Raw genomic sequence first — 15,923 nt, forward strand, 5'->3', positions numbered from 1 at the left:
AAGTGAATGTGTCGCTACTTGGAAAGCTCGTCGGCGAGGGCCTCGATCTGGGCGCGCGAGGCGTCGTTGAGCGAGCCCAGCACGGTCACTTTGTTCTGCGTCAGGGTGATGTCCTTCATGCCCTCGAGCTCCTTGGTCATAACCTTGGCAGCGGCAGGCGCCCAGGAACCGGCCTCGACGAGCGCAACTGTACGGTTCTGATAGGCGTGCTCGGCAAGCGTATGGATAAAGGTGCTCATGAACGGGAAGATCTCGCCCTGATAGGTGATGGAGGCGAGCACCAGGCGGTCGTAGCGGAACGCGTCCTCAACGGCCTCAGCCATATCATCGCGAGCCAAGTCAAAGACGGAGACCTTCTGGCCGCGGGCCTCGAGCGCAGATGCGAGCTCCTCAACGGCAGCCTTCAGATGCCCATACACACTCGCATAGGCAATCGTGATGCCCTCGTCCTCGGGCTGATAGCTCGACCAGGTGTTGTAGGTGTCGAGGTAATAGCCCAGGTTCTCGGTCAGCACAGGACCATGGAGCGGGCAGATGATCTGGATATCCAGATCGGCGGCCTTCTTGAGCACGGCCTGCACGAACTTGCCGAACTTACCGACGATGCCAAAGTAGTAGCGGCGCGCTTCGCAAGCCCAGCCCTCGGGATCCTCGATGTCGTTAGCACCGAACTTGCCAAAACCGTCGGCACTAAAGAGCACCTTGTCGGTGGCCTCATAGGAGAAGAGCACCTCGGGCCAGTGCACGTTGGGGGCGCCGACAAACGTCAAGCTGTGGCCGCCCAGGTCGAGCACGTCGCCATCTTTGACGACCATCTTGCGCTCGGGGAAGTCGGTGCCAAAGTAGTTGACCATCATGCGGAAAGCGCCCATGCTGGCCACAATCTGCGCCTGGGGGTAGCGCTCCATAAAGGCGGCGATACCGGCGGAGTGATCGGGCTCCATATGATGGACAACCAGGTAGTCGGGCGTACGGCCATCAAGCACGGCCTCGAGGTTGCCGAGCCACTCGTCGACAAAGCCGGCGTCGACCGAATCGGCGACAGCGATCTTGTCGCCCAAGATAACGTAGCTGTTATATGCCATACCGTTCTCGGACACGTCGTACTGGCCCTCGAACAGGTCAATGTCGTGATCGTCGACGCCAATGTAGCGGATATCCTTGGTGATCTCCATCAGGCAAAGCCTCCTAGATAGACAAAAGAGCCCGTCTATCATAGCACTCGGCTACATCCCAACAGCTATCTACCGACATCCTTACCGATTGTTATTGATGTTCAACATATCACCGTTGACCTGCGAAAACTATGCGCGCGGTGCCGCCGTACTATGTCGAACGATGAGCTGGCCGGGAATACGGATGGCAACGGTTTTGCCCGCCGTACCCGCCTCGGGAACCGCATGCTCAAACACCTCGCGTCCGCGCTGATGTAGATCGAATCGCACGGTCGTGAGCTCGTTGTGTGCCACAAAATCATCGAGCGAATCGTCGACGCCCACCACGCTCACGTCCTCGGGCACGCGCAGACCGCTATCGCGCAGCGCTGCAATCGCGCCATTTGCCATCTGGTCGTTTGCCGCGTAAATCGCCGTCATGGTGCGATCGTGCTCGGCCAGGTACCTGCCGGCCTCGTAGCCGCTGTTGGCAGACCAGTCGCCCTCGAGCGGCTCTGCCGGCTCGATGTGTTTACGCTCGAGTGCATCCTGCCAACCGGCGCGACGAAATTGCTCGTCGACCGAGAATGACGGGCCGCCAATATAGCGAATCTGCTCGTGCCCTAGCTCAAACAGGTGATCCATAAGCAATAGCGAGCAGCCGTAATGGTCGGAATCGACCGTGGTCACCCGCGGGTGCGCGTACATGGTAACGATGACCGTGCCAATGCCCGGCAGTGGATCAAACGTCTCAAAATCGGGCGCCATGCGACTCATACCGATGATGATGCCGTCCACCGGCAATGCGGCCATACGACGCGTGGCCTCGGCAAGCGAAAACTCCTCGGTCTTGGACATCTCGACCAGCGTGATGGCACAATTATGCTCACGAGCAGCGCTGGCGATGCCGTCGATCATTGAGAGGTTGCCGAACTTGGTCACATCGTTGACGCACAGGCCGACCGAATGGTAACGGCCGTCGCGCAGCGAGCGACCGGCATAACTCGGACGAAAGCCGAGCTCTTGCATCGCGGCCTGTACGCGCTGGCGCGTCTGCTCGTTCACATTGGGCAAGCCGTTGGCAACGCGCGAGACCGTCTGCTGCGAAACGCCGGCAGCGCGGGCGACGTCGGCCATGGAGACCGGACGCGAACTGGTATCGTTGGACGGGCGCCTTGCCACAGGATCACCTTCACCCTTGCGAGATCTGAATAGCGTGAATGCCGGCCCGGGCAGAAATACATCCCGCGCCGAGGCCCGCTATCGTCGGACGCATGTTAACGTACTCTACTTTTTCTATCTGCATCTCTTCTGCTTTATAAGTCCATACGGCAGTACCGTTCACGGCTGAATTTCTACCGATTACCAGATTCTCAAAAAGTGACAAGCGATGTGTTATGAGTACGTTAACATAGCCCGTAGCGTGCGGTATTGTGAACACTTGGTTCATGCCGCTTCAAGTTGTTAACGTACTCATAACGACGCAAAACCCACCCGTGCGCGCCAAGGAAAGGACTCCCATGACCACCCCCGACGAAAAGACATTCGCCACGCTCACCAAGCTGTTCGAGGAGGAGTTTGGCCCCATCGGCGACCGCCAGGTGCTCTACGTGCACGCGCCCGGCCGTTCCGAGATCAGCGGCAACCACACCGACCACGAGGGTGGCCACGTTATCGCCGGCTCGCTCGATGTCGCCGTCGACGGCATCGCCGTGGCAACCGATTCCAACAAGGTTCGCGTAGCCGACGAGGGCTATCCCACGTTTGAAATCGCGCTCGACACGCTAGACGTTCAGGAGTCCGAGAAGGGCACGTCCGCAAGCCTCGTGCGCGGTATGGCCCACGAGGTCGCAGCCCTTGGCGTTGAGCCCAAAGGCTTCGACTTTGCCTTTACCTGCTCCGTCCCCTCGGGCGGCGGCCTTTCCAGCTCTGCCGCCGTCGAAGCCGCGTACGGTCGTGCCATGGAGACGCTCTGGGGCGCGCCCGCCATTGAGCCCGTCACGCTCGCCCAGATGAGCCAGCGCACCGAGAACAACTACTACGGCAAGCCCTGCGGTCTGATGGACCAGGCCGCCGTTTGCTTGGGCGGACTCGCCTACATGGACTTTGAGGATCAGGCCCAGCCCAAGACCCAGAAGCTCAAACTCAACTTTGAGGATCACGGCTATGCGCTCGTGCTCGTTAAGGTCGGTGCCGACCATGTGGCAGCTACCGACGACTACGCCGCCGTTCCGCGCGAGATGCAGGACGTCGCCGCCGAGTTTGGCAAGGCGCGTCTGTGCGAGGTAAACGTGGCGGACTTTGACGCCAAACTCCCCGAGCTGCGCGCCAAGCTGGGCGACCGTGCCTGCCTGCGCGCCGTTCACTACTGGTACGAAAACGGCCTAGTCGACAAGCGCTGGGCTGCCCTGAACGCCGGCGACATCGACCAGTTCCTGGTCCTGACGCGCGAGTCCGGCGCCAGCTCTGCCATGTACCTGCAGAATGTCGTTGCCAAGCTGGGCTCCGAGCAGCCCTCGATGTATGCCCTGGCACTGGCCGAGCATGTGCTCGACGGCCGCGGCGCCGTCCGTATCCACGGCGGCGGCTTCGGCGGTACCATCCAGGCCTTCGTGCCGCTCGATCTGGTCGACACCTTCATTGCCAAGATGAACGGCTGGCTGGGCGAGGGCTCTGCCCGCCACTACGCAATTTCTGACAAGGGGGCTTACGCGGCATGGCTGTAATGACTGACGTGCGCGAGGCCGCGCAGAACCTGATCGAGTACGCTATCCACCGATCGATGATCGGCCAGGACGATCGCATCTGGGCATACAACACCATTTTGGAGTGCATCGGCGCCACGGGCCCCGCACTCGACATGGCCTGGGCGCTCCAGGTCGAAAAACTCTCGCTCTTGCACCCCGATACCCTGCCCGACTTTGACCTTGAAGGCACGCTTGCCGCGCTTGCCGAGGCTGCCGTTGCCAACGGTGCCGCCGAGGACACGGTGTCGGGCCGCGACCGCATCACCATGCGCATCATGGGCGCGCTCATGCCGAGGCCTTCGGTTGTAAACGAGGAGTTCAACGGACGTATGGGCGTCAACGAGCCCCGCGCCGCGACCGACTGGTTCTACGGCCTGTGCTGCGACGCCGGCTACGTGCGCCGTGCCGCCATCGCGCGCAACATCAAATGGAGCACCCCCACCAACTGGGGCGATCTTGAGATCACCATCAACCTGTCCAAGCCCGAAAAGGACCCGCGCGATATCGCCGCGGCCGGTGCGGCCAAGAACACGGGCGAGAAGTATCCCGCCTGCCAGCTCTGTATCGAAAACGAGGGCTATCCAGGACGTTCCGCAACAGCCGACGGCGGCGCCCACCCCGCCCGTCAGAACCTGCGCGTTATCCCCATCCAGCTCGACGGCGAGCGCTGGGGCTTCCAGTACAGTCCGTACGCGTACTTTAACGAGCACTGCATTGCCATGAGCTCCGAGCATCGTCCGATGCACGTCGACCGCAAGGGCTTGACCTGCCTGCTCGACTTTGTGGACCTGTTCCCGCATTACTTCATCGGCTCCAACGCCGACCTGCCTATCGTGGGCGGCTCGATTCTGTCGCACGACCACTTCCAGGGCGGCGCGCACGAGTTCCCCATGATGCATGCCGCCGAGGTCTCGCAGTTTAGCGTGCCCGGTTTTGACCAGGTCACCGGCACTGTGCTGCAGTGGCCGCTCTCGGTGCTGCGCCTGCGCTCGCACGACCGCGCTCAGCTGCTCGATGCCACCGAGAAGATTATCCTCGCCTGGCGCGAGTGGACCGATGAGTCGGTGGGCGTCATCGCGCACACGGCCGACGGCGTGGCGCACAACACCGTGACGCCGGTCATCCGCCGCGTCGACTCCCGCGGCAATGCCGGCGGCGAGATCTACGAGGCCTACCTGGCGCTTCGCTGCAACATCACGACCGACGAGCATCCGCTGGGCGTGTTCCACCCGCATGCCGAGTATCACCACATTAAGAAGGAGAACATCGGCCTGATCGAGGTCATGGGCCTGGCGATTTTGCCGCCGCGCTTGGTTCCCGAGCTCGGCGCTGTCCGCGAGCACCTGCTGGCGGCCAAGGCCGATGCCAGCTACGACCTTGCCAGCGCGCTCGAGGGCGACGACCTTTGCCACAGCCACGCCGCATGGGCCGAGGACGTTTTTGCTCGCCGCGCCGACGATCTTACGGCGGATAATGCCATCGACATCCTGCACGAGGAGGTCGGCGTGGTGTTTGGCCACGTACTCGACAACGCCGGCGTCTTTAAATGGGACGAATCCGGCCGCGCCGCCCAGCAGCGCTTTATCGACTCACTGTAATGATCCCCTGGGGACGAAGGAAAACGGATCATTTCGTCTTCAAGACAACGGCGCCCGCCGGCAACATCGCCGACGGGTGCCGTTTTCTGATGCAAGGGTAACTAATTTGCACCAAAACAAGGAGTGTCCCAAACTGCCGGCAGAAAAAGAACGTCCCCAGATGCCTACCTAAACCCTCACATTATTCGATGGAAAAACGTGATTGCCTCCCACATTATTCGATGGAAAGACGTGGTTCATTCCCACATTTTTCAATGGAAAGACCAAAACAGTCTTATATTAACCATGATCGTTAGGAGGCAGTATGCAGCGACAGCTAATGGACGAACTCATCGCTTGGAAATCTAGGGCAAACCGCAAGCCCCTCCTGCTTAAGGGGGCCCGCCAGACGGGAAAAACCTGGCTTCTTAACGAATTCGCAGGCCAGCAGTATCAAAACGTCATCCGCTTTGACTTTATGCTCGAACCGGGCGCACGTTCGCTGTTCGACGGAAGCCTTGACCCCAAACGCATCATCTCCCAGATAGAGCTCCTGCGCGGCCAGACCATAACGCCGACAGACACACTCATCATCTTCGACGAAATCCAAGAGGCACCGCGTGGCATCACCTCGCTCAAATACTTCAACGAGCTGGCGCCGGAATACCATATCATGGCAGCCGGCTCCTATATGGGGCTCGCGCTCCGACGCGAAAACGAGTCGTTCCCCGTCGGCAAGATCGACCAGCTTACCATGCGCCCCATGGGGTTTGTCGAGTTCGTTCGTGCCGTCGATGGCGATCCGCTCGCAGATGCCATCCTTGCCGCAGACATGGACCTGCTGGCAAACGTTTCCGAAAAGCTCGAGCGCCTGCTCAAGGAATACCTCGTTGTCGGTGGCATGCCAGAAGTTGTCTCCGCTTTCGCCGCCTCCCACGATTTCATCGAGGCCCGCAGGCTTCAGCAGCAAATCATCGAAGCTTACGAATCCGATTTTGGCAAGCATGCGCCAGCCCGCATCGTCGAGCGCATGAGGCTGGTTTGGAAATCCCTTCCCGGCCAGCTCGCAAAGGAAAACAAGAAGTTCGTCTACGGTGCGCTCCGCCCCGGGGCGCGCGCACGCGATTTTGAGGAAAGCCTCCAGTGGCTCATGGACTATGGAATCGTTCATAAGGTACCACGTGTTTCCGCCCTAAGAGCACCGCTCACAAGCTACGAGGATCTCTCGGGCTTCAAGCTGTTCTGCATCGACACCGGCATCCTCGGAGCACTCTCCGGCCTCTCGCCAGCCATTGTTCTGAACGGGCCCGCTGTTTTTACGGAGTTCAAAGGCTCGCTGACCGAGCAATACGTCGCACAGGAGCTTTTGCTCCAAGGCAAAACTCCCGCGTATTGGTCATCCTCCTCCGGCAATGCAGAGACTGACTTTGCCGTCGACCATGCGGGGACCGTGCTTCCGCTCGAGGTCAAGGCGGCAGAGAATCTCAAAGCAAAGAGCCTGAGGATTGCCTGCGAGAAGTTCAAGCTCGAGCGCTGCGTGAGAACATCGTTAGCGGCATATAGAGACGAAGGCACGCTCGTCAACATTCCGCTCTGGGAGATTGGGCAAATCGACAAGCTAGCATAGGCGCTGTGGAGGGGGTGCCCCGTAAGGAGTGTCCCAAACTGCCGGCAAAAAAGGAACGTCCCTATCTGCCGCATTCCCGAAGCAAGGCAACGCCGATGTTTTGGCAACGGCAGCGAGCGGGCCGCATTTGAGACAAGGTGACGTGAAACGAAAGGGCGCTGACCTTCTGGTCGCGCCCTTGAAGTTGAACGTCAGATTGTCCAAATGCGGCCCGCGCAGCGTCGAGCCGTTGCGCGGTTTGGTAAAACCGCGTAACCCTACAGCTCCGTTACTTCAACGTTGTTGAAGATCTCATCCCAGCGGTCCATGACCAGGTGGCCGGTCTTGGGATCCATGGCGTTGAGCTTGCCGCAGGTATTGGCGGTCTTGAGCACCGTGACGTCGTCGGCACCAGCAGCAATGGCATGCGCAAAGCCGGCGATGGTCGAGTCGCCGGAACCCGTCGCGTTCACAGCCGCAATCGCGGGCGTCTTGGCGCGGAACGCGCGGCCCTCATGGAAGCCCACCGAACCGGCAGCGCCCATCGAAACGACAACCCAGGGGATACCGGCAAAACGGTCATCGGCGGCAAGCGCCTCGCGCAGGGCATCGACATCATCGGTCGTAAAGGACGTACCCAGCAGGCCGTTAATCTCGGTCAGATTGGGCTTTACGAGCTCGGGCTTTGCGTCGGACTCCAGCGCGGCCTCCAGCGATGCACCCGAGGTGTCGAGCAGCACCTTGGCGCCCGCCTCCTCGGCGATCCTGACGAGCTCGGCATAGTAGCCGGCATCGACGCCACGCGGCAGCGAGCCCGAAAGCGTCACAACGTCCGCCTTCGCTGCAAGCTCGGCGAACTTGGCCGTAAAGGCCTCGAGCTCGGCCGGGGCGATCTGCGGGCCGCTCTCCAGCAGCTCGGTCTGATTGCCCTCGTGCAGGATATTCAGGCAAATGCGCGTCTCGCCGGCGATGGGCACAAAGTCGTTCTTGACGCCGTCGGCATCCATAAGCTCGGCCATATAGGCACCCATGTGGCCGCCGAGCAGACCGGTCGCGAGCACATCGTCGCCCAACTGCAGCAGCACACGGCTCACGTTGAGGCCCTTGCCGCCAGCGGTCTTTTCGGGCGTCACACGGTTAACATCGTCGATGATCAGCTTGTCGAGCTGATAGCGCGTATCAATCGACGGGTTCATGGTAACGGTCAGAATCATGTTGAACTCCTGTTCCGGGGCGGCATGACCCGCCCCAAACATACGATAACTCGTTAAAGGATCTCGATCTCAAAGCCGCGGGTGACAGTCTCTCCCGGCTTGGCCACCAGGCAGCCACGCTTGTGCTCCAGGATATCGTCCTCGTCGGAGCAGGTGGACAGACCACCCCACGGTTCAACAGCCACAAAGTCGCCCTCGGGCTTGCTCCACACAATCAGGTACGGCATATCGGGGAACGTCAGGCGCACGCCCTTGTCCTCGGTTTTCTTGGTCAGCGTAACCACGCGGCTCTCGAGCACGTCGAAGATGGTCTCCGCGAAGTCAAAGAGTTCATGGGTAAGCGGCAGGTTCTGGCCGATCATGGGGTTCTTGCTGCGATGCTCAACATCAATCAGGCCCGTCGAGGGAACGGCAGTGCAGAGGTCGGTGGCCTCACGCTGCTCAAAACGAAGCTCGTAGTCGTCATAGGACTCGCCCTCGTCGAGCGGGCACTTAAAGCCGGGGTGACCGCCCACAAAGAACGGCATGTCCTCGGTGCCCTCATTGGTCACCTCGTACGACACGGCCACCTTTTCCGAATCGATCGTGTAACGAGCAACGATCTTAAACGGATACGGGTACTGCTCGAGCAACTCGGCATGGTCGGCAGAGCTTAAGCTCAGCGCAACCATGTTGTCGGTCTGTTCCTCGAGCTTCCACTCCTGCTTGCGCGCAAAGCCGTGGCGGGCGAGCTTTACCTCGCGGCCGCCCATGGTCATTGCGTGACCGTCACGAAGGCCACCGCAGATCGGGAAACAAATGGGCGCCTGGCCCGACCAGACCGCCGGGTCACCCTGCCACAGGTACTCACGGCCGTTGGCCGCAATAGAAGTGAACGACCCGCCCGCCGTGCTCAGTGCTACGCGGATAGAACCGTTATCAAGAACAAACTCCATAGGAGCCTTCCCTTTCTTACGACAGCCCGCCAAGTCAATAGGGCTGATAGAAAACCGGCCCGCGCCCCCTCACAGAAACGCGAGCCGTCAATTGAAAAGCTGCAGAATGCCGGGTACCACCAAAACGAAGCACACAAGCTCAGCAAGCAAACGTGTTATCGGAGCAGCTTACCGAACCAGAAAGCTTCGCAACAACAGCGGTAACCCCACAGGTACCCCCAACGTCAGCGAGAAGCCAGCTGGTGAGGCAAGGTGCCGTGAAGCAAGGCGGCATTGACCTTCTGGTCATGCCGTCGAAGCTGAACGGCAGATTGCCCACCAGATGGCTTCGCAGCGTCGGCCGGTTACGCGGTTTGGTAAAACCGCGTAACCTCCTTAGTCGTGGTATTCGCCGCGGTCCCACTTCTCGAGGAACTCGTCAAAGAAGTGCGGGTCGGCCTGAGCCTCGGCATCGGCCTTGTTGCAGGCGTCGATCTTAGCGATCAGGGCATCGTGCTCGGGAGTCTTCTCGTAGGGCTCCTCCAGGAAGGCAAGCATGATGTCGGCCATCAGGAACTCGCCGGTGATCTTGCCACCAAAGCCCACGATGTTGGCGTTGAGCTCACGACGGGCATACAGGGCAGAGGTCATGTCGCGGACCAGGGCGCAACGGGCGCCGGGGACCTTGTTGACGGCGTTGGTGATGCCAATGCCGGTGCCGCACAGGGCCACACCAAAGTCGGCCTTGCCGCTGGCAACGGCCTCGCCCACGGCCTTGCCGTAGATGGGATAGTGCGTACGGGTGTGGCTGTAGGTGCCGCAGTCGAGCACCTTGTAGCCAGCCTGCTCCAGGCGGTCGGCCAGATAGATCTTCTCGTCCGTAACGATATGGTCGCAACCGATTGCGATGGTCTTCTTCATCAGAACGTCCTTTCGTCTGAATTCACAAGTTGAGGTAGAAGTTCGAGTTCTCGGTGGCTCTCGTTAGGCCATCCTGTTGAGCATGTCGACACGGATCTGGTGACGGCCGCCGGCGTACTGGGCGCGCAGGAACTCGCGGGCGATCTTCTTGGCGACCTCGGTGCCCACAACGCCCGGGCCCATGGTGACCATGCGCGAGCCGTTGTGCTCGCGGGTCATGTAAGCGGAACGCTCGTCGGAAATGTTGGCGACGACCATGCCCTTGATCTTGACGGCGGCCATATAGGAGCCGACGCCGTACTTATCGAATGCGAAGCCCTGGGAATCCTTGTGCTCCAGCAGGTCCTTGGCAACGGCGGTCGCGGAATCGACAAAGTCCGCGGCAGGGGTCTCGGAATAGTCGACGACCTCGTGACCGTCGGCGATGAGCATCTCCTTGATGGACTCCTTCATCGACATACCGTCGGCATCGGAAGCGATTACAACCCTCATGACATCCTCCTTGAGAGATACGCAGGTGCGTAGTTTCTGTTTGGAAGTGTTGAATCGCGTTCAGGTCCGGGCATCTGAATGTGCGGTTCTTCACTGTTCATGTTTATTTGAACACATTCGAACATCAACTGCAAGAATTATTTGTTTGTCTTTGTTCTTTTTTGAACAAATACCGTTCGCGGATGATTGCTGACCGTTTGGAATCGGGGAAAGCCCGCCCTGCCACGTATTCAACAAACAAAAGGGCGGCCGAGAACGTGTCTCGGCCGCCCTTCGGCGGTATTCCCCGGTATATACAGCTGTTTTAGCTACTCGGACTGCCCGCCCTTTTTGGCGTGCTTGGACGGAGCGCTCAGAAAGCGACCCGTCAAATAGTTCGCCGGGCCGGAAATATCAATCCCCAGCAGGGTGTGCCCCAGCCACAAAAACGCCGCGAGCACCAGCAATGGAATCACGCACGAGGTCACGATCATCACGATGACGCCTTCGATAAGGTCGGTCACCTGCTGCACGATCTCGTCGGTCATCTGCTTGGCACCACTGGTTACCGACGTGACCAGGCTTGAGGCACCGTCGGCAAGCTGCTCAAGCACGTTCTTGGACTCTGTGGACTCGGTCTTTTTCTTGCTTGCTTTGGAGCTATCACTATTTGCCGTACCCGCAGCGTCGGCCGCCTTTTGCTCGGCCGCTTCGATGCTCACTCGATACGTTTCGTCGACCTTTTGCGACACCCATACGCTTGCAGGCACCAACGCCATGCCGATCGTGGCGACCACCAGCACGCGAGTCGCCACGCGGCGCAGGACGGCGCTCGTGCTCCAGCGCCCGTGAATGCCGAGCGACACCGCAAGGAGCACCAGCGCAAACGGGATCAGGATGCCCAGGCCAACCGACCACAAAATGGTCAGCAGGTATTTCTCGAGGTAGAGCACGGCAAGCACGATGCCCAAGTTACCCGAAAGCTGCGCGAGCTGCTCGGCAACCGGCGTTCCCGTATCGCCCGGCAGCGCAGTGATACCCGCAGATAGGGCGACGCACGAGGTCGTGAGCGCCAAAACATTGCCCTTCTTTTGATCGATGACCTCGATGGTGGAGTCCCAAGTCTTGGTATCGGCGAAATGCGGACGAGCTACAAAGCCCGACAGCAGCGCCAGTACCACGAGCGCAACGATAAAGCCAATCTGCAGCTTTTTGTTTGCGCACACGACATCGGACAGACTGGGCTGCAGCTCGGTTACCGTCGTGTGCTCGGTTATCTGGACAGGACGCCCATGAGCCATCTCGTGCGCGTCTCTTTTTTGTATTGACCCGTTATCCGGCATTTGGATACCTCCTCAGTCCGGGGCTTAATGCGAAAGGAAGTATACCCACCGAGCAAAAAACGAACGGGAAGACGAACAGAGCGCACCAAGACTGTCCCCAATGACTATCTCCGGATGAGTTGCGGTGGAATAGGGATTGTTTTGCGCCCGTCGGCCCCTATTCAGTCCCTATTTCACCGCAACTTGGAGGAGGACAGAAAAAGCCCTGCTGCGGATAGCGGCAGGGCTTATGGAAGGGGACTTGGTTGTGAGGGCTCGTTAGGCGAGCTTGGCCTCGAGCTCGGCGATGCGCTTGTAGGCATCGATGGTAAAGCGGGCCTGCTTCTCCAGGATCATAGTGGTCATGAGGGTGTCCTGAGCGTGAGCCATGATGAAGGTCATCTCCATCTCGCCACCGCCGGCCTCCTGCGAAAGCAGCTTGGTCTGCGTGTCGTGGGCACCGATGAGCGCATCGCTGGCATCCTTGTGCAGCTGCTCGGCCTTCTCAAAGTCACCCTCGCGAGCAGCATCGAGCGCTGCAAGCAGATCGGTCTGGGCGTCACCTGCGTATGCGACAATCTCGAATCCAACCATCGAGATTTCTTCTTTGGTTGCCATATTGCGTTCCTTTCACATATGAACCAATGGAGAGCATCGCGTCCGGGCATACGCGCTGCGTTCTGTATGGCAGAAACATTAACATTCAAACAAAAAAGAACAGCGCAAAACGTAATTTCAAGCTATGAACGGTCACTTTTCGCCCGCGAACGGTTTTTAAACCAATCTGAACAATATCGAACACAATTAGCGGAAACCCAAACAGGCCCGTGCCCTAGCGCCAATCGCGCACCGTATCGCCCTCGACGAGTACGCCCGGAAACAGCATGTGCTCCACACCGGGTTCAACGCCCTCGGCACCGGCGATCTTATCGACCGCCCACATGCCGACGCGCTTGTTGTCAAAGCGCACCGTAGTCAGGCGACAATCGGGCACGATGTCGCCCAGACTGTCATCAACACCCACCACGCTCACGTCCTGGGGCACGCGCTTCCCGCGCGACTCGAGCCCACGGATGCAGCCATATGCCATGGCATCGTTGGAGGCATAAATGGCCGTACAGGTCGGATCGTCCGCCAGAGCCTGACCGGCAGCATACCCGCTCTGTGCCGTCCAATCGCCGCGCACGAGCTGCGGGGGCTCAATGCCATGCGCACGCAATGTCTCGCGCCAGCCTTCCTCGCGCCGCATGCCCGAAAGCGAGCGCTCGGGACACGAGATAAAGTGCACGGTTTTGTGCCCCCGCCCCAGCAAGTACTCGACCACCTGGCGCGAACAATCGAACTGGTCGTTATCGACCGTCGAACAGAGCGGGTGCTCCAACATCGTAACGAGCACCGTCTGCATGCCGGGCAGCGGCTCGAAGGTTCCAAAGTCCGCCGGCATGCGGTTCATAATCACAACCATGCCATCCACCGGCAGTGCGCTCATGCGCGACGATGCGCTCTCGAGGGTATACGGATGCCCGTCTACTTTAGTGAGGGTGATGGCATAGCCATGTTTGTCGGCCGCGGCGGCAAAGCCCTCCATACGGTCGAGGTTGCCGGTACCGGTAATGTTGAACATGGCGACGCCGACGGTCTTAAACCTGCCACGGCGCAGCGATCGACCGGCAAAATTGGGGCGATACCCCAGCTCGCGCATGGCGGCACGCACGCGTTCCTTGGTCTCGGGGCGCACGCTGGGCGAATCGTGCACGGTGCGCGAGACCGTCTGCTCCGAGACGCCCGCGAGGCGCGCCACGTCTTTGACGGATACCGATTTTTTAACAGCGGCCATAGATTGATCTTTCTATGTCAACGATGCCATTGGTGGCACCCTGCGCATTCAAATGAAACGCCTTCAAGTATATCCAACGCCTCCCCCACCATACGCTCACCACCCAAAACCTACCGTTCACCGACATTTTTGCTTCCCCGAACGGCTTTTGGTGCCCAAATGTTAACGTTGCCATTGTGCAAACACAGAGCCACCGGGCGGCTCAAACGTTTACGCGTAAGGAATCGACGGTTCGCAGGCACAGGAACCACCGGTTCGCGTCTTTTTTTGTGTCACAAAATGGCAACGTCAACATTTTGGCAACCGAACGCCAAAAGCTACCATCGTTGCTAACCCACCGACTCTTAGGAGCATTGCATGGAGCAACTCATCGCCATCATCGAAAAGGGCCAGCCCTTTTTCAACGCGATCGCCCGCAACAAGTACCTCAAGGCGATCCGCGACGGCTTTATCTCCGTCATCCCCATCATCATCTTCTCGTCCATCTTTTGCCTGGTAGCCTCGGTCCCCAACATCTGGGGTTTCTACTGGCCCGATGACATCAACAACGCCCTGTGGAAGTGCTACAACTACTCCATGGGCATCCTGGCCATCGCCTGCGCCGCCACCACGGCCAAGCACTTCGCCGACGCTCAGAACCGCGATCTGCCCAAGAACAACCAGATCAACTTCATCTCGTGCATGTGCGCGGCCATCATCGGCTTCTTGCTCCTTTCGAGCGACACGATCGCCACGGACGCCGCCAGCGGTTTCAACACCACCTACCTTGGTTCCAAGGGCCTGCTGACCGCTTTCATCGCTGCGTTTGTGACTGGCATCATCTACAAGTTCTTCATTAAGCGCAACATCACCGTCAAGATGCCCGAGCAGGTTCCGCCCAACATTTCGCAGACCTTTAAGGACATCATCCCCTTCTCCGTTTGCATCACCGTCTTTTGGGTCTTTGACATCGCCTTCCGCGCTGCTTTTGGCTTCTGCTTTGCCCAGGGCGTCATCCAGGTGTTCCAGCCCCTGTTCACCGCTGCCGATGGCTACATCGGCCTCGCTGTGATCTACGGCGCCATGAGCCTGTTCTGGTTCGTGGGCGTCCACGGCCCCTCGATCGTCGAGCCCGCCATCGCCGCCGCCCTCGTTGCCAACATGACCGACAACCTGGCTGCGTTCCAGGCTGGCCAGCACGCTTCCGCTGTCCTGACCCAGGGTGCCCAGTACTTCGTCGTCTGCATGGGCGGCACCGGCGCCACGCTCGTCCTGGTCTTTATGTTCTGCTTCCTGGCCAAGTCTCAGGAGATGCGCGCCGTCGGTAAGGCCGCCATCGTCCCCGTCTGCTTTGCCGTCAACGAGCCGCTGCTGTTCGCCGCGCCCATCGTGCTCAACCCCGTCTTCTTTGTCCCGTTTGTCTTTGCCCCGATCGCCAACATCTGGATCCTCAAGATCTTTATCGACTTCTTGGGCATGAACGGCTTTATGTACACCCTGCCTTGGACCGTCCCCGGCCCCATCGGCACCATCATGGGCCTGGGCTTCCAGCCGCTCGCTTTTGTGATGCTCGCCCTTATCCTGGTCATCGACTTCGTTCTGTACTACCCGTTCTTCCGTGCCTATGACGCCCAGAAGTGCGCCGAGGAGGCCGAGATCTCCCAGGAGGAGCTCGCCGCCAAGAACGCCGAGAAGGCCGCCAAGCTCAACGATGCCTTCCAGGGCAAGGCTGACGCCAAGAGCGTTGCCGCCGGCGCTGCTGCCGAGGCCGTGAAGGCCGACTCCCCCGCCGCTTCCGCAGCGTCCGCCACCGAGGCTGCGACCGCCAGCGACCTCAACGGCAGGCGCGTGCTCGTACTCTGCCAGGGCGGCGGTACCTCGGGCCTGCTCGCCAACGCGCTGGCCAAGGCTGCCAGGGAGCGCGGTATTAACCTCGAGACCGCTGCCGAGGCCTATGGCAACCACGTTGACATGCTCCCCGACTTTGACCTGGTCGTCCTGGCCCCGCAGGCCGCAAGCTACCTGGCCGACCTTCAGAAGGACTGCGAGCGCGTGGGCAACAAGTGCGTCGCCTGCCGTGGCAAGCAGTACATCGAGCTCTCCCAGAACGGCGACAAGTCTCTCGCCTTCGTAAGCGAGCAACTCTCGAAGTAAGTAACGCTCAGGGCCAGCCGACCATCC

General features: G+C 59.9%; 13 protein-coding genes. 4 read left to right on the forward strand and 9 right to left on the reverse strand.

The genetic code is table 11. The features are described from left to right. Window positions 1-14 precede the first annotated feature (14 nt). A complete protein-coding gene (locus ACGHIZ_RS10065) occupies window positions 15-1,175 on the reverse strand; it encodes an FprA family A-type flavoprotein (protein WP_390447844.1) in 1,161 nt (386 codons plus the stop codon). 129 nt (window positions 1,176-1,304) lie between these two features. Continuing rightward, window positions 1,305-2,291 carry a LacI family DNA-binding transcriptional regulator gene (locus ACGHIZ_RS10070; protein ID WP_368156636.1) on the reverse strand — a complete coding sequence of 329 codons (987 nt, stop codon included), beginning with the start codon at window positions 2,289-2,291 and terminating at the stop codon, window positions 1,305-1,307. Between the two features lie 383 nt (window positions 2,292-2,674). On the opposite strand from ACGHIZ_RS10070, the gene ACGHIZ_RS10075 reads away from it, so the two are divergent. From ACGHIZ_RS10075 to ACGHIZ_RS10085, 3 genes are all read left to right on the forward strand, one after another. After that, entirely contained in the window at window positions 2,675-3,880 is a 1,206-nt protein-coding gene (locus ACGHIZ_RS10075) for a galactokinase (protein ID WP_368156624.1), read from the forward strand. Further along, a complete protein-coding gene (locus ACGHIZ_RS10080; RefSeq protein ID WP_390447847.1) occupies window positions 3,871-5,499 on the forward strand; it encodes a UDP-glucose--hexose-1-phosphate uridylyltransferase in 1,629 nt (542 codons plus the stop codon). Before ACGHIZ_RS10075 ends, ACGHIZ_RS10080 begins: the two co-directional genes overlap by 10 nt. A gap of 304 nt (window positions 5,500-5,803) precedes the next feature. Continuing rightward, the gene (locus ACGHIZ_RS10085) at window positions 5,804-7,105 is read left to right on the forward strand and encodes an ATP-binding protein (protein ID WP_390447849.1); all 1,302 of its coding nucleotides are present in this window, start codon (window positions 5,804-5,806) and stop codon (window positions 7,103-7,105) included. A gap of 257 nt (window positions 7,106-7,362) precedes the next feature. On the opposite strand, the gene ACGHIZ_RS10090 is transcribed toward ACGHIZ_RS10085, so the two are convergent. The 7 genes from ACGHIZ_RS10090 to ACGHIZ_RS10120 form a co-directional block, all read right to left on the reverse strand. Next, window positions 7,363-8,298 carry a hexose kinase gene (locus ACGHIZ_RS10090; protein WP_390447852.1) on the reverse strand — a complete coding sequence of 312 codons (936 nt, stop codon included), beginning with the start codon at window positions 8,296-8,298 and terminating at the stop codon, window positions 7,363-7,365. Between the two features lie 53 nt (window positions 8,299-8,351). After that, window positions 8,352-9,233, reverse strand: a complete 882-nt coding sequence (locus ACGHIZ_RS10095; protein WP_390447855.1) for an aldose 1-epimerase family protein — start codon at window positions 9,231-9,233, stop codon at window positions 8,352-8,354. Between the two features lie 375 nt (window positions 9,234-9,608). Next, entirely contained in the window at window positions 9,609-10,133 is a 525-nt protein-coding gene (gene lacB / locus ACGHIZ_RS10100) for a galactose-6-phosphate isomerase subunit LacB (RefSeq protein WP_006234831.1), read from the reverse strand. A 63-nt stretch (window positions 10,134-10,196) separates the two neighbouring features. Then, entirely contained in the window at window positions 10,197-10,625 is a 429-nt protein-coding gene (gene lacA / locus ACGHIZ_RS10105; RefSeq protein WP_390447857.1) for a galactose-6-phosphate isomerase subunit LacA, read from the reverse strand. A gap of 308 nt (window positions 10,626-10,933) precedes the next feature. Beyond that, window positions 10,934-11,905, reverse strand: coding sequence for a hypothetical protein (locus ACGHIZ_RS10110; RefSeq protein WP_138113293.1), 972 nt, complete (start codon window positions 11,903-11,905; stop codon window positions 10,934-10,936). Window positions 11,906-12,205: 300 nt separating this feature from the next. Next, window positions 12,206-12,544 carry a PTS lactose/cellobiose transporter subunit IIA gene (locus tag ACGHIZ_RS10115; protein WP_055252615.1) on the reverse strand — a complete coding sequence of 113 codons (339 nt, stop codon included), beginning with the start codon at window positions 12,542-12,544 and terminating at the stop codon, window positions 12,206-12,208. A gap of 214 nt (window positions 12,545-12,758) precedes the next feature. After that, window positions 12,759-13,763, reverse strand: coding sequence for a LacI family DNA-binding transcriptional regulator (locus tag ACGHIZ_RS10120; protein WP_225093907.1), 1,005 nt, complete (start codon window positions 13,761-13,763; stop codon window positions 12,759-12,761). A 357-nt stretch (window positions 13,764-14,120) separates the two neighbouring features. Here ACGHIZ_RS10120 and ACGHIZ_RS10125 point away from each other — a divergent pair, with 357 nt between their 5' ends. Continuing rightward, a complete protein-coding gene (locus ACGHIZ_RS10125) occupies window positions 14,121-15,896 on the forward strand; it encodes a PTS lactose transporter subunit IIBC (RefSeq protein ID WP_390447862.1) in 1,776 nt (591 codons plus the stop codon). Window positions 15,897-15,923 lie beyond the last annotated feature (27 nt).

This window comes from Collinsella sp. i05-0019-G5 (assembly GCF_042851345.1).
Classification (GTDB): Bacteria; Actinomycetota; Coriobacteriia; order Coriobacteriales; family Coriobacteriaceae; genus Collinsella.

What these genes read in the sequence shown, in the direction of transcription:
- ACGHIZ_RS10065 (WP_390447844.1), bottom strand. Translation starts at nt 1,175, where the DNA reads ATGGAGATCACCAAGGATATCCGCTACATTGGCGTCGACGATCACGAC.
- ACGHIZ_RS10070 (WP_368156636.1), bottom strand. Translation starts at nt 2,291, where the DNA reads ATGGCCGACGTCGCCCGCGCTGCCGGCGTTTCGCAGCAGACGGTCTCG.
- ACGHIZ_RS10075 (WP_368156624.1), top strand. Translation starts at nt 2,675, where the DNA reads ATGACCACCCCCGACGAAAAGACATTCGCCACGCTCACCAAGCTGTTC.
- ACGHIZ_RS10080 (WP_390447847.1), top strand. Translation starts at nt 3,871, where the DNA reads ATGGCTGTAATGACTGACGTGCGCGAGGCCGCGCAGAACCTGATCGAG.
- ACGHIZ_RS10085 (WP_390447849.1), top strand. Translation starts at nt 5,804, where the DNA reads ATGCAGCGACAGCTAATGGACGAACTCATCGCTTGGAAATCTAGGGCA.
- ACGHIZ_RS10090 (WP_390447852.1), bottom strand. Translation starts at nt 8,298, where the DNA reads ATGATTCTGACCGTTACCATGAACCCGTCGATTGATACGCGCTATCAG.
- ACGHIZ_RS10095 (WP_390447855.1), bottom strand. Translation starts at nt 9,233, where the DNA reads ATGGAGTTTGTTCTTGATAACGGTTCTATCCGCGTAGCACTGAGCACG.
- lacB (WP_006234831.1), bottom strand. Translation starts at nt 10,133, where the DNA reads ATGAAGAAGACCATCGCAATCGGTTGCGACCATATCGTTACGGACGAG.
- lacA (WP_390447857.1), bottom strand. Translation starts at nt 10,625, where the DNA reads ATGAGGGTTGTAATCGCTTCCGATGCCGACGGTATGTCGATGAAGGAG.
- ACGHIZ_RS10110 (WP_138113293.1), bottom strand. Translation starts at nt 11,905, where the DNA reads ATGGCTCATGGGCGTCCTGTCCAGATAACCGAGCACACGACGGTAACC.
- ACGHIZ_RS10115 (WP_055252615.1), bottom strand. Translation starts at nt 12,544, where the DNA reads ATGGCAACCAAAGAAGAAATCTCGATGGTTGGATTCGAGATTGTCGCA.
- ACGHIZ_RS10120 (WP_225093907.1), bottom strand. Translation starts at nt 13,763, where the DNA reads ATGGCCGCTGTTAAAAAATCGGTATCCGTCAAAGACGTGGCGCGCCTC.
- ACGHIZ_RS10125 (WP_390447862.1), top strand. Translation starts at nt 14,121, where the DNA reads ATGGAGCAACTCATCGCCATCATCGAAAAGGGCCAGCCCTTTTTCAAC.